Annotated in this window: 12 protein-coding genes and 2 pseudogenes; 9 read left to right on the top strand and 5 right to left on the bottom strand. The window is 35.9% G+C overall.

What is annotated here, in order from left to right; translation table 11 throughout:
- Window positions 1-1,049: 1,049 nt before the first annotated feature.
- From NMK50_RS05625 to NMK50_RS05610, 4 genes are all read right to left on the bottom strand, one after another.
- Entirely contained in the window at window positions 1,050-1,835 is a 786-nt protein-coding gene (locus NMK50_RS05625; protein ID WP_254769649.1) for a DUF1499 domain-containing protein, read from the bottom strand.
- Between the two features lie 580 nt (window positions 1,836-2,415).
- A complete protein-coding gene (locus NMK50_RS05620; RefSeq protein ID WP_254769648.1) occupies window positions 2,416-2,955 on the bottom strand; it encodes a DUF1254 domain-containing protein in 540 nt (179 codons plus the stop codon).
- Window positions 2,948-3,544: a DUF1214 domain-containing protein gene (locus tag NMK50_RS05615; RefSeq protein ID WP_254769647.1), complete on the bottom strand. Its 597-nt coding sequence runs from the start codon at window positions 3,542-3,544 to the stop codon at window positions 2,948-2,950. The genes NMK50_RS05620 and NMK50_RS05615 overlap by 8 nt, the downstream gene beginning before the upstream one ends.
- Before the next feature lie 17 nt (window positions 3,545-3,561).
- On the bottom strand, window positions 3,562-5,712 hold the full coding sequence (locus NMK50_RS05610; protein ID WP_254769646.1) for a transglycosylase domain-containing protein: 2,151 nt from the start codon (window positions 5,710-5,712) through the stop codon (window positions 3,562-3,564).
- Window positions 5,713-6,055: 343 nt separating this feature from the next.
- On the opposite strand from NMK50_RS05610, the gene NMK50_RS05605 reads away from it, so the two are divergent.
- Genes NMK50_RS05605 through NMK50_RS05595 form a run of 3 tightly spaced genes read left to right on the top strand, consistent with a single transcriptional unit; the run spans window position 6,056 to window position 8,397 of the window.
- The gene (locus NMK50_RS05605; protein WP_254769645.1) at window positions 6,056-6,292 is read left to right on the top strand and encodes a hypothetical protein; all 237 of its coding nucleotides are present in this window, start codon (window positions 6,056-6,058) and stop codon (window positions 6,290-6,292) included.
- A gap of 18 nt (window positions 6,293-6,310) precedes the next feature.
- The gene (locus NMK50_RS05600; protein WP_254769644.1) at window positions 6,311-6,979 is read left to right on the top strand and encodes a response regulator transcription factor; all 669 of its coding nucleotides are present in this window, start codon (window positions 6,311-6,313) and stop codon (window positions 6,977-6,979) included.
- Window positions 6,976-8,397 carry an ATP-binding protein gene (locus NMK50_RS05595; RefSeq protein ID WP_254769643.1) on the top strand — a complete coding sequence of 474 codons (1,422 nt, stop codon included), beginning with the start codon at window positions 6,976-6,978 and terminating at the stop codon, window positions 8,395-8,397. Before NMK50_RS05600 ends, NMK50_RS05595 begins: the two co-directional genes overlap by 4 nt.
- A gap of 68 nt (window positions 8,398-8,465) precedes the next feature.
- Here the strand turns inward: NMK50_RS05595 and NMK50_RS05590 are convergent.
- A pseudogene (locus NMK50_RS05590) lies at window positions 8,466-8,700 on the bottom strand (tyrosine-type recombinase/integrase); the annotation flags it as partial.
- Window positions 8,701-9,553: 853 nt separating this feature from the next.
- Here NMK50_RS05590 and NMK50_RS05585 point away from each other — a divergent pair.
- The 6 genes and pseudogenes from NMK50_RS05585 to NMK50_RS10595 all read left to right on the top strand — a co-directional run bounded on the left by NMK50_RS05585 (window position 9,554) and on the right by NMK50_RS10595 (window position 12,575).
- Complete coding sequence (locus NMK50_RS05585; protein ID WP_254769642.1) at window positions 9,554-10,330, top strand: MFS transporter; 777 nt, start codon at window positions 9,554-9,556, stop codon at window positions 10,328-10,330.
- Window positions 10,331-10,386: 56 nt separating this feature from the next.
- Window positions 10,387-11,028, top strand: coding sequence for an ATP-grasp domain-containing protein (locus NMK50_RS05580; RefSeq protein ID WP_254769641.1), 642 nt, complete (start codon window positions 10,387-10,389; stop codon window positions 11,026-11,028).
- A 103-nt stretch (window positions 11,029-11,131) separates the two neighbouring features.
- Window positions 11,132-11,434, top strand: a complete 303-nt coding sequence (locus NMK50_RS05575; RefSeq protein ID WP_254769640.1) for a hypothetical protein — start codon at window positions 11,132-11,134, stop codon at window positions 11,432-11,434.
- A 209-nt stretch (window positions 11,435-11,643) separates the two neighbouring features.
- On the top strand, window positions 11,644-11,868 hold the full coding sequence (locus NMK50_RS10605) for a YqcI/YcgG family protein (protein ID WP_374112163.1): 225 nt from the start codon (window positions 11,644-11,646) through the stop codon (window positions 11,866-11,868).
- 62 nt (window positions 11,869-11,930) lie between these two features.
- A pseudogene (locus tag NMK50_RS10600) lies at window positions 11,931-12,274 on the top strand (YqcI/YcgG family protein).
- A 70-nt stretch (window positions 12,275-12,344) separates the two neighbouring features.
- On the top strand, window positions 12,345-12,575 hold the full coding sequence (locus NMK50_RS10595) for a cupin domain-containing protein (RefSeq protein ID WP_374112212.1): 231 nt from the start codon (window positions 12,345-12,347) through the stop codon (window positions 12,573-12,575).
- The last annotated feature ends 490 nt before the right edge of the window (window positions 12,576-13,065 follow it).

Raw genomic sequence — 13,065 nt, 5'->3', positions numbered from 1 at the left:
GATTTAAAACATGACTATAAATGCGCACTAAAATTTCTAATATAATCCACTTGGCTAAATAAGTTCCTGATTATCTTAACCGGTGAAGTTAAAGAATACTGACTATGATTTGTAGATAATATTCAGAAGGATATCTCTGAAGTTAGTATTTTTATAGTTGTAGATTAATAAATATAGAAAAATTAAATAATTTCAGCTACATATAAAAAATTTCATTTTGGATGTTTATTATGTATCTTAGTAATAATATTATTTCACTATTAACTAGTAATGTTTTTAATATGCTGTATTCAATATTTATTTTTATATTTTTATTTGCATTAATTTATAGATACAGTGGTGACAGTTGGAAAAATAGTATAAAGGAATCGCTTAAGACATTTAGGTTATTCTTTTTGACTTTTTTAGCATTTTGTTTTATTTATGTTTCGTTTGAATATATTAAATATTAGTTTTTTATATTAATTATGTTTGTAAATTTAAATATTATTAAAATCGCGTTTATTTTAACAATTATTCATGTTATTTTTAAAATTTTTTCTTATGTATTTAAATATAAAACTTTTAAAAGTATAAAGTTAGAATTATTTGAAATAATTTTCCTTTTTATGTTATACTTTATTACAATATATTTATATATATCTTAAATCATTCGTAAATAGATAAAATTTTTGAATTATTGTAAATAATTATAGTTACATTTTTTTTAATTTATATGCTTTTTTTTGTAAAAGTTTTATGATAAAATAATAATTTATCATGATATATAAAGTATTTTATATTTATTATTTTGGAAGTTGTTAAAATTGTATCTTGTTATTTATTTTAGTATTTCGAGATATTTATTTTCTAAAAGCACAGAGAGTAAAATGATAAAACTATTAAAATAACCAAGACAAAGAGCTAAAAACTGTTATTAAATTAATCAATAGTTTTTTAAATATGTAGATTAAGTGTTGAAAATTTAGAGCTGATCTATTCACTCTCGTCCGTATTGAACTTCATTGAGAAATAAGCTGTTTATTAAAAAAATATCTATTGTTAAGTCTCTACTCACCATCTTGAGAAAGGGGGAGGGAAGCGACTTCTGTATCAAGTGCATCCATAAAATCGATAATAAAAGCAGCATTTGTCCCCAAATCTCTTGGCAAATAACGAGAAGCGGAGCGCATATCAACGAAAGTTGTATCCCCTTCATCAGTTAAACGGATGACAATATCTGAAATAAAGCCAAGGTAAAAAGTTTTTGCTATCGTTTCAATATAAATCTCATTTTCTTTTTCTGTAAACTCTCTTTGAGCCACAACAGGCCAGTCATAAGTTTCTAACACATTGAGAACTAATTTACGAATACGTTCAGGTGAACCGTCATAACGACGTCCTGACATTTCCGGCCATTGTAACATTTGTAAGGCTGTTTGTTCAGTTAAAACACTCTTAAGCGGCAAAGCATCATTGGGGCGTGTTGCACGAAAAAAAGCGGGTGGTCTTTGTGTGTCAGTAGAGACATCATGAAGAGCTGGTAAAGTAAACCATCCCCCAAAAAATAACACCAATGGCGTACCAGTAATTAATGAATAAATAATCCCTTTTAAAGCTTTCATTCCACCCAGAGCGCCAAACACCCATAAATTGTAAAGTGCTTTGAATGCAAGAAAAAGAGAAACAACAATACAGCAAGCAGAAATGACAGTTAAAATTATAAAGTCAACGACATGGATGACAGAAAAACGCTGTAGAAACACTGAAAATAATAAAATAAAAAACGCCAACCCGCTAAAACGGGGAGACCACACTGCGGCCCTTGAAACGAACCGAACATATTTTTTTTTCATGAAACTTTTTTCCCCTCAACAGTATCCCTTAAGAAAAGCTTTTTCAGATTCTCTATCTTAAAATTTTCCTAGTCATACAACAAAAGTAAAGCAGTTTTTTTTGAGATCAAGGATCGTTGTATTCATCAAATTTTCAGCAAATTATTTTAACGTCTTCATAAAGGGTAAATAATAATCATTTTTTTTATAGTTTATTATCGTGTTAATCTGATTTTATGAGAAAAATTTATAATCACATAGAAATAAAATGAGAAGACAAACTGTCAGGTTTATAAAATGCTGTTTTTACAGAACTTTTAGCTATCTTTATTGTTTTTTTTTGCAAAGAGATATTTTGTATCGAAGAAGAGAGGATTATTTGCAAAAGAGATCATCTTCTTTTGCATATTTATAATTAATATACTATTTTTTATATCCTTATATGCAAAATTTATATTTCAAGAGGTGATTGTTATGGAAATCATGATAAATGATTTTTTACTTCGATAAAAAATCAGTTTTTTAAAATTTTGCATAAGAATGGTATCTTCATGATGGTATTCAATTGATAAAATTTGCAAATAATCATTTTGATATGCTTTTATTCATTCAATATGTGACAAGTTGCAGATGAAAAGAAGGCTTCACTCTCTTTCTTAGCAAGAAAAGAGGGAGCAAAAATGCGTAAGAGTACAAAACCTTTATTCAAATTTTTAGCGACCAAAACTGAATTGATATTGTTTTTAGGCTTTGATTGTTTAAGTTCTATAATTTGTATTGGTTTTCCAATGATGAGGTCGAGTGTAGCATCAGGAGCAGTGCGATCATTAAGGCTATAGAAAATAATTCCATCATATGTGTAGGCGGCGAATGACCAAAATTGTGTTGTTTTCAAAGCCTTTAAATGAACAGGACCATTTTCTAGATTAAATCGGCAGACTTTAAGAAGAAAAAATGGATCCGTAGATTGTTGAATAGGATTCTGAGCATCTAAGTCAACGAATTGATAGGGGGCTCCAGATTTTTTCAGTTCTGTCCATATATTATTTTGCGTCCAATAGGGTATGAGAAAGAGAACGCAAATATGGACAATGACAGCGCCAATGATGGCAAGAAGTCCGATGTAAATGAATCTAATCACAGTTTATTTGTCCTGATGGAATTTGTTCCACTGATGGCATCGTAAGTTTTTGCAATGCCGTTGCGGAGATGATTGAGGTATCATATAAGGTAAGAATAAGACCAAATTCTTTTGGGCTAACCATTGCAAGCCAATTGCCTGGGTGCGGCTTTTGTGAAATATTGATGAAAAAGGAACCATCACTCTCATAGGTAATATTATTGCTGTAGAGTTCGAATGGTATTTTGTGAGATGAAGTATATGGTTTGAGTGATCTATCCGCTGTATAAAGGGTAAAAAAGCGTGCTTCAGGGATATAACCTTTCATTAAGTAATGGCAATTTGCTTGGAGTGGACGCCCGTGGTTATCTTTCCAAATTTGGAAAATGAGACCTTCTGTGTGTCCAATTGATATATCACCTCGTTTGGCAGCGCGCGCACGCGTATAGGGATCAGTGTTGGTTGTTCCCACTTGAGGATAAGCACTCCATTGTCCAATTGTAAAGCGTCCAAAATGATGAAAGGAATTGAGTGCATAATCAACACTCAATATCCCGCATAAAATGGAAAAAGCAAAAATGAAAAAGGGAACCATAATCTTGACAAACATTCTAAGAGATCTCAAATTCAAAATCTTGAAGTGCCTATATTGTCTCTTTTCAAAGAGATTGTAGGCAGTTTTTTCAGGCTATGATGAATCAGGCGTACAATATTCAATGTTTCATGTGAGAGCGTATGGGGTATTGGGACTGTAAGCTCAGAATCATTGTGAGAAGGGGATGTCGGTGGTTGATAAGGAAGAAGAGAGTCTTTAACACCATAGAGTTTCTTGAGCATAATATTTTGATGTGCAGAAAGCATAATGCTATGCCATATCATGGCAGGAATACCCCCACCAAAGGCGCGATTCATTGATGAAAAGTTATCATTTCCCATCCATACAGCACCCGTATAATTACCAGTAAAGCCAACAAACCATGCATCGCGATAGGATTGTGATGTTCCAGTCTTCCCAGCAACAAGTGTCATGGGGAGGGCTGCGCGTTTACCAGATCCTCGCGTTGTGACACCCACCATCATTTGGTTTATATAAGCGGTGGTTTGTTCACTAAGGACACGATGAAGTTTATTACCGTTATGTTCGAAGTCCCATACAATACGTCCATCTGTTGTGCGGATTTGTGTAAATCCATGGAGATTTCCGGCTATGCCCCCGTTTGCGAAGACATTAAAACCAATTGCTTGATCCATAGGTGTCATATTAGATGTGCCTAGAACCATAGTTTTGTGTGATAAGATATGTGCATGGATTCCCATATTTTTGATGAGATCTATGATGGGTTGGGTATCGCGGTTAAGGTAGTGATAGGTAAGATAGACGGGCACGGTATTGATGGAAAAAGCCAAAGCGGTTGCTAGATCAATTTTACCAAGATAATGACCAGAATTATTTTTGGGTGACCAGCCGCCCCAACGAATGGGAGCATCTAAGACGATTGTTGAAGGAGACAGGCCATGTTCCATTGCGGATGCGTAAACATAAGGTTTGAATGAAGAACCAGGTTGTCGGCCACCTTGTGTGGCTCTGTTAAACTGACTTTTACTATAATCCACTCCTCCAACGATTGCACAGACAGCTCCGTTATTGTCAAGAATAACTGTTGCTGCTTGTGTTACGCGGTATTGTTGACCATATTGGTGTAAATGGTACGCGATTGCTTCTTCTGCTGTTCTTTGAATATCTGGATCGAGAGTGGTTTGAATAATCAAACTATGGCTTGGAAGTTCGCTACTTATTTTTTTGACTTCGCCAAATACCCAATCAAGAAAATAATTAGGTTGCGTACTTTCTGTTTTTATAAGTGCTCTTGCGGGATGGCGATGAGCGTTGATAATTTGGCTTGCCGTCATAAACCCGCTATTAACAAGATTAGAGAGTACTACGTTGGCACGTGTTTGGGCAGCAAAGAGATGTCTATGAGGAGCATATTTGCTTGGGGCTTTGAACAGCCCTGCTAACATAGCAGATTCACTAAGGGAAAGATTGCGTATGTTTTTATCAAAATAAAATTTTGCAGCAGCTGTAATACCAAAATTGTTTCCACCCATATATGCATGATCAAGATAAAGTTGCAAAATTTGTTGTTTGCTGAAGTTTGCTTCTAACCAAAGGGCAAGATAAGCTTCTTTGATTTTACGTGTTATGGTTCTTTCATTTGTTAAAAACAAATTTTTAGCCAGTTGTTGTGTAAGGGTTGAACCACCTTGAACAACACCCTTAGCTTGTATATTTTGTGTGATTGCTCGCGTGAGACCTTGTAAATCAATACCCCAGTGATCAAAAAAATGTCTGTCCTCTGTTGCAAGAACGGCTTTAATAACATAATCTGGCATTTCTTCCACAGGAACTGAGGCAGCTGGTAATGTACCACGGTGACCGATGGGATTTCCATATCGGTCTAGAAAAAGAATGGAAAATTTTTTGAGAGAGTACCAATCTTTTTTTGTTAATTCAAAAACTGGAATGCCTACAATGGTAAACAGTGTAAAACCAATCAATCCTAATGTTAGTGTTTCATCAAGAATTTCTATTATAAAGCGTTTTCCTCCTCGGATATGAAAACATTGTGAGATAATTTTTGCTTTGTTCCAAAAGAAATGGTTAGCAGAACGGATACGATAAAGTGCTGTATCAAACAACGCATCTAATTCAATGAGCCTAGGACTGTGGAATGGCTTATTATGTTTTTCTTTCTTTTTTTTAAAAAAATGAAACATATAAAGAGAGCCTATAATAAAAGAATATAACCAAACCAATCTGTAATCTTTATATGGAGTAAAAGTATTTTTTTGCTATAGTGTTAGGAGAGAAAGAGTTTATTTTAAGGTTATGATAAACAATCTACCATGGGTTATATATTTATTTTCTTTAGTTAAATCTTGTTATTTCGATTATTGTATAATTTTTATAAAAAGGATTAGTTTAAAATTATAAAAATGAGGAATATTATCCAACCATTCTTTTATTACACAGAAGGATTGTTGTCCTTCACACAGGATTTTTGGTAAATAAAAAATATCATTCATTTTATATTCAGGGAAAATAGATTATAAAATATCTATGATGAGAAAATTTTTTTTATTTGTAATGATAGCAGTTTTTTTAGGGGCCAATTCTGTTCTAGCTGCGGGGTGTGCCGAAGTGGGTAAGAAAGTTGCTACTCATGAGAATGGGGTTTTGGTGCGTTCGACACCGGTTATTAAGGATGGAAGAGATACGTGTGTGGTTGTGGTTGTAGCGCCTGCTCGTGAAGGTGAAAAGTTACGTCGTATTGAAGTTACTGTCCCTGCTGATTAGAGTTTGGCAGGTGTTATAATGCGTATTTTAATTGTTGAAGATGACCGGAATCTCAATCATCAATTAACGGAAGCCGTGAAAAATGCAGGATATGTTTCGGATAGTGCTTTCGATGGGGAAGAGGCTTATTTTTTAGGAAGCACAGAATCTTATGATGCTGTCATTCTCGATATAGGTTTGCCCTATATGGATGGAATTCGTATCATTGAAAAATGGCGTCAAGAAGGATATTCCATGCCTGTTTTAATGCTAACGGCGCGAGATCGCTGGTCTGATAAAGTGCGTGGTATTGATGCAGGCGCTGATGATTATGTTGTTAAGCCATTTCACTTAGAAGAAGTAATGGCGCGGTTGCGGGCGTTAATTCGTCGAGCGACGGGCCATGCGGTAAGCACATTATGCTGTGGTAGTGTTTTGTTGGATACGAAAACATCTCGTGTTCTTGTTGATGGTCAACTGATTAAACTAACATCCTACGAATTTAGACTTCTTTCATATCTTATGCATCATCGTGATAGGGTTGTTTCAAGAACAGAACTTACGGAACACCTTTATAATCAAGATTTTGATAAGGATTCAAATACGGTGGAAGTTTTTGTCGGTCGATTACGTAAAAAGCTTGGAGTCGATTTAATAGAGACGATTCGAGGGATGGGGTATCGCGTGAGAACGCCAGGTGATCAATGAATGTTGTAAAAAAGGATAACGGGTTTAAGAGACTCTTTTTTTTCATTAGTAGATCTCTGAGCTTACGCGTTATGATATTATCAACATTATGGATTATTATTTCGCTTTCATCGATTTCTGCGGTAAGTATTTTGTTTTATCAGCGTTCAAGTGAACAAAGCTTAGAGCGCGTTCTTTCAGCTCATCTTTACAGTCTTATTGCGACAGTTACAGTTTCACCGGAAGGAAATTTGAAAGGGAGTGTGGGACTTGATGATATTCGTTATTTTGATCCAACAACAGGATGGTATTGGGAAGTTGTTGCTCTATCCCATAATCTAAAAGGAAGATTGACATCCCCATCATTGGGAACAGAAAGAATATTTTCGGGGAACGATGTTAATGTGCCTTTTAACAACAAATTTTTTCGCTCTTATCGAATGAAGGGAAAAAATGGTCAAAATTTACAAGTCATTGAGAGTGACGTTGTTCTTGATAATCAAAATCATGTTGCGCGTTTTCGTCTCGTTGGAAATATTGATGAAGCACATGCACAAGTGCAGGAATTTAAGCGGACTTTACAAATTTTTCTCTGGAGCTTTGGGATAGGAAGTGTTCTTATTAACATTGTTATTATCTTCTTTAGTTTTCAACCATTAAAACTTATCCGACGAGCGTTGAATGATATTCGTGAAGGCAGAGTTAATTACGTGAATACGGATTTGGTCAGTGAAGTCATGCCGTTAGCACAAGAGATGAATGCTCTCATCAATAATAATCAACGTATTATTGAACGGTTTCGCACACAGGTTGGTAATCTTGCGCATTCATTAAAGACACCTTTGTCAGTTATTATGAATGAGGTTGATAGGATGTGGGGAGAACAGGCAATTTTATTGAGAGAACAGACTAATATGATGCAGTCTCAAATAAATCATTATTTACAGCGTGCTCGGATTGCCGCACAATGCGACAGTGTTGTTTATCACACATCAGTTCGCACAGTGATTGATCGTTTAGTGCGGGTTATGGAAAAGCTTAACCCTGAAAAACAGTTTCAACTTGTTATGGATATTAATGATATTATTTTTTCTGGTGAAAAGGAAGATTTAGAGGAAGTTGTAGGGAATTTGATTGAGAACGCTGCACAATGGTCTCATACAAAAGTTCTCATCTCTTGTCACTTAGAAGAAAATATTGCAGAAGCAGAATTCTTTAGTATCCTCGTAGAAGATGATGGTTCTGGTTTAACAGAAGAGCAAATTGATGAAGCTTTAAAAAGAGGTCGGCGGTTTGATGAAAGTAAACCGGGGACAGGTTTAGGATTAGCGATCGTTTCAGATATGGTTAATGAATACGGTGGAAGTCTTGTGTTGTCGCGTTCTGATTTGGGGGGACTATATGCAAAAGTTTTACTACCCAGGGTTAATAAGTTTTAATAACAAAATCAATATATTAATAAATGTAGAGGGAAATTATAGTTATGATTCTATTACGTTTTTTGCCTCTATCCCTCACTTTTTTGAAATTTTTTTATTGTTTCAAGGGCGAGTTTTTTACGATCTATGCTTTTGGTATAAAGAGATACCATGTTATCATCTATCCATTCAAAAATCGCTTTGAGTTGTGAGACTGTTGCGCCTGAGTTAGCTAGCATGCGTTGCTGCTCATTTTCTTAAGCCATGCGCTGATTTTTTTATTTCAGCTACGTTATAAGCCTCACGAAAAAGGTTGCCAAAACTTTATCGTTGGCAAAAGGCGGGGAACATTTCTCATTCAGGTAAAATTGTTGTGTTTCATCGTTTTTCAGAAAAAAGGAGGAATTTTGTGATGAATCATCCAATTTAGCTTGAAGGAATGCATGATATGAAAAATAAAAAGAGGCCTTTGTGCTGGTAAACCTCATCCATTCTGCAGGTTGATTGGAAGATAAAAGAGTACGCAAAATTATGCGCTTTGCAAAAGAATTATCGATAAGGCTTACCTTGTCATAGGAGAAGCAAAAACATCAGTTCCCTTCGTTACTCAGTTTCCCGAAAATGATCTATCATCACGATAAATGTCAGCGTTGAAGTTTATATCATATCCCTATCGAAAATATTTGACATGCTCTGCAATATGTATATCAATCATAATACGGCTTTTTAGAATCGGAGAGGGGGGAGATGCGCAAAAAACTTGTTTTTCGGTTTTACGGACTTGTTGTTTTGCTGTATTTTTCTGATATGGTGCTTTTTAAGTAACCTTTGGAATGCTTATCGCGTAACATCCTCATCGGTTTTCTTGGGTGTAACCATGGCGTTAGGAACCTTGACACCCTATCTTTTTAAAAAAGCGGCCGTGTGCGTATTAAATCCTCGCTGTAGTTGGTAGATTTATACAAAAGACAGATCATCATTTATAGCCTTCTTTTATTGATTGCTCTTTTCCATTACATTGACTCTTTCCTTGGTTTTATTATTGTATCTATCTCTATTGGTTATCTCTCTTTGGTCACTTTGAGTACGCTTGAAACTTATAATACTAAACTAGCGCTTAGTGGTTATATTAGCGCCCAAAAGGCTTCTCGCATCATGCAAACAGTGGTGCAGATTGGTGCCTTTTTGGGAGCAGCCCCTTAGTGGTTATCTCTTAGAAATAGCCAGCTCACAAAGAGCAGCGGCTGAAATTGGCTATAATGGTTTGATTGCGGCAATTTGTGTGTTTGACATCATTATAAGCCTTATGGCTGGGTATGTTATCTTTCGTGATGAATATAATAATGCTACGGGCAACGTGACGTCTGCAGCTGAGAAGAAGCCAACATTTACATCAAAGGCAGAGAGTCTTTCCCTTGAACTTAAATTGTTATGTGCTTGCATAGGCTTTATTGGCTTTCATATTTGCGCCTATAATACACTGGCGACTATTCTTTTTCAGAGTGTAAAAAATTTTAGCTCTGAATATTATGGGCTTTGTAGTGCGTTTGCTGGGGTGGGTGCTTTTTTAGCTGCTTTTATCAAAATCCCTCGCTTTGAGTTCATTCTCCCAGCCCTTATGTTGAGTACTTCTGATCTCATTTTTAGTATCACCCAATCACCCTATTTGGTTGTGGTCTTTTGCTTTTTTATTGGTTTTTCAGTGAACACCATGCGCATTAACGCTCGCAAGCATACGATCGAAGCGACGAGAACAGAATCTCAAGCAGAGATTTTGGGGAATTATAGTGGCATGCTTTATACTATCTCTCAATCGGTGGGTTATATTATCTTTGGTTTTCTTACAAGTCCCGCCTTTATGGGATCACAGGCAGCTATGTATATTCTCCCCCTTACAGGGTTGATAATCTTTATTTATGTCCTTTTCTTTTTATCGCGGCGTGTTACAGCATGAGCAAATCCATTCTTATTGTCGATCCTTTCTCCACGAGCGCCTTCTAGGGTCCTGCTTTGCAAAAATTGGGTTATGACTGTTACGGCGTTTTACCTCAACCCGTACCTCCTTCTTCGCATTTTACGCTTTCTTATCGAGGTGAAGGCATGGAAGAAGCGAAGCTTCATAGCGTAGATGAGATAAAGCAACGCTTTCCAATTGGCACCATAGAGGCTATAGTAGCAGGTGCCAAAGGGGGTATTTATTGTGCAGAGCAATTGGCTGCCTATTATGGTTGTCCTGGGAACAATCCCTTGACGACAGATTGGCGAAGGAAAAAGGTGATGATGCAAAGGCGTCTTTGTGAAAAAGGTTTATCTTACATTCGCTCGAAAATTCTTACAAAAAACGATTATGCTCTCGATGGTTTTGAAAGTCGCAGCGGTTATGTAGTGAAGCCGAATGATTCTTCTGGGAGCGATGGTGTTTTATTTTTTTCCAGTCGTGAGGAAGTGGTGGCGTGGGCTTCTGAAATCGATTGGATGCAGAAAAATATTTTTGGCCTACCTAATGAAGCTTATTTGCTTCAAGAAAGGTTGGTGGGAGAGGAATACATAGTAGACGCTGTTGTAAATGGGGACGCTATAAAGATATGTGCTTTATCACGATATAAAAAGGGTATGCATAATGGAAGTGCCTTCGTTTATGAACCGCTTTGATGTACTTGATGCATAAGAACCTCTTTATACTGCTCTTATTTCTTATGCAAAACAATGTATTCGTGCGGTGGGGATTGAATATGGGCCCGCACATATGGAAATTATGCAAACTGCCCGCGGCCCGGTGATGATTGAAGTGGGAGCGCGCCTCCACGGGGGAATTGCACCCGCTTTGTTTGCACATTGTTATGACAATGATTTACTTGAAAGCTCTGTTAACCTTATTACAGGGGTGTTTTCTGAAGAACCAAGCCTATTTAAGAAAAAGGGACGTATATTCTTTCTTATCAATAAGGAGGATGGTCGCATCATAAAAGATATTAGCCTATGGCAGCAAAAGCTTCATTCTTGGCAAAATGTAGTTCATTTTGCACTTTTTTTAAAGACAATGAACCGCTGCCTCTGACAACCGATTTAAACACTTGCCCCGCTATTATAGCAATTTTTGGCCGGAGTGATGATGAATTATCGGCCTTAGAACGGATAATTCGTAGCAATTTCCTATAAAATACAACCTTTGGAAGGGAAAATACAGATTCAGCAACGCAACTCATTGAAAATATAGACAAATATGAAAAATGGAAGCAGGTAGTTTTTAAAGAGTTTGATGCAATAATGAATAACAAAGACAGGCCCTTTCCCTGCTTATTTTGGGTAAAGGGATACCAAAAAGATATGCTTAGATTTGGGTTCTACAAAAGGTTGACCGCAAAAAATATTAGGGAACACCTTATCAATTACTGTGATAATTATAAGAGCTTTGGAAAGAATACATCTTTTGTTGCATTTGAAAAGCCCACCTCCATACAAAGTATCGAAGTTTATAAAGAAAAATTTTGATTTATACTGAGAGACTTGCAAACATTTGATGACCAAGAATGGCCTAAACATATCCCCAAAATATGGATAATCCTTTATGGGAGTTTTGTTTTCATGGTGAACCTATGTTCATAGTTGCAATACACCATCCCACATAAACAGACTCAGTAGAAAAAGTTGCACGTTTATGTTAACTTTCCGACCTAGGTGGGGTTTTTCTGATTTTCTGGATACGAAAAAAAACGCAGAAAATGCCTTTCCCATTGTAAGAAAAAACTTGAACTTTTTGATATTGTCACAAAATCCCCCTCTTTTAGGAAAATATGGTAATCCAAAAAACAAAGAGTGGATGCAGTATTTCCTACAAGATAATAATATTGAATCCTCACCCTGTCCATATCCTATAATGGAGTGCAATAATGACTAAATTCTGTAAAATTAAATTAAATAAAAGTATATATGATATATTAAAAATTCTGCTGCCAGAATAAGGAGCGATAGAGCTACAAAGAGATTTTCCAATATATGATTGGCATACTCACGGGGTTGATGAAACTCTCTTAATTACAGAAGGAGAGCTAGTTTTTTTCTATAATGAAAAACGTATAACATGTACACTAGGAAATATTATACATCTCCCTGCTAATACAAGGCATAAATCAGTTGCAGCAGATGCAGGATGCATATACGCGATTGCTACGGAAAATATTGCTATTGAAAATGAGTAGCCGAGTGTTCTTTAATGGATTCCGTCTGATCTAGGGTTTTATCTTTTTATTGCTGCTTCCTATAAAGAGGTGCTTCTTAAATTTTCAATGTTAAGCTAGAGTTTTAGAGGGTGTTTCTACTCAGATTATAGGTGAAAGAGGCTAGTGCATTAAACTGTTCATCAGCCAATTACACAGAGATTAAACGGAAAAGAGTTCGTTCAGTAATTAGCGCATCTTGTAGCAGCAGTTTCTTTGTCCTGCGCTTCCTTTCTATCACTTGGAAAAAATCTTTATTGTCTTTGATTATGGCCAATAGTGAGATAGCTTGTTGGGAAAATAAATGGTTCAAGAGAATCTTTCAAAACACTTGATGAGATGCAGTCTGTTTTTTGAATATACCTCATTTTTCTATTGCTCCCATAACTTTTAGATTTTTGCCGCCATATTTAAAAACACTATGTCATTATTCTTGACAGAAGGCGTTTTTGCATATGGTTGGAGGCTTAAC

It is taken from the genome of Bartonella harrusi (assembly GCF_024297065.1).
In the GTDB taxonomy this organism is placed as follows: domain Bacteria; phylum Pseudomonadota; class Alphaproteobacteria; order Rhizobiales; family Rhizobiaceae; genus Bartonella; species Bartonella harrusi.
This window is presented reverse-complemented; position numbering and strand designations above follow the sequence as displayed.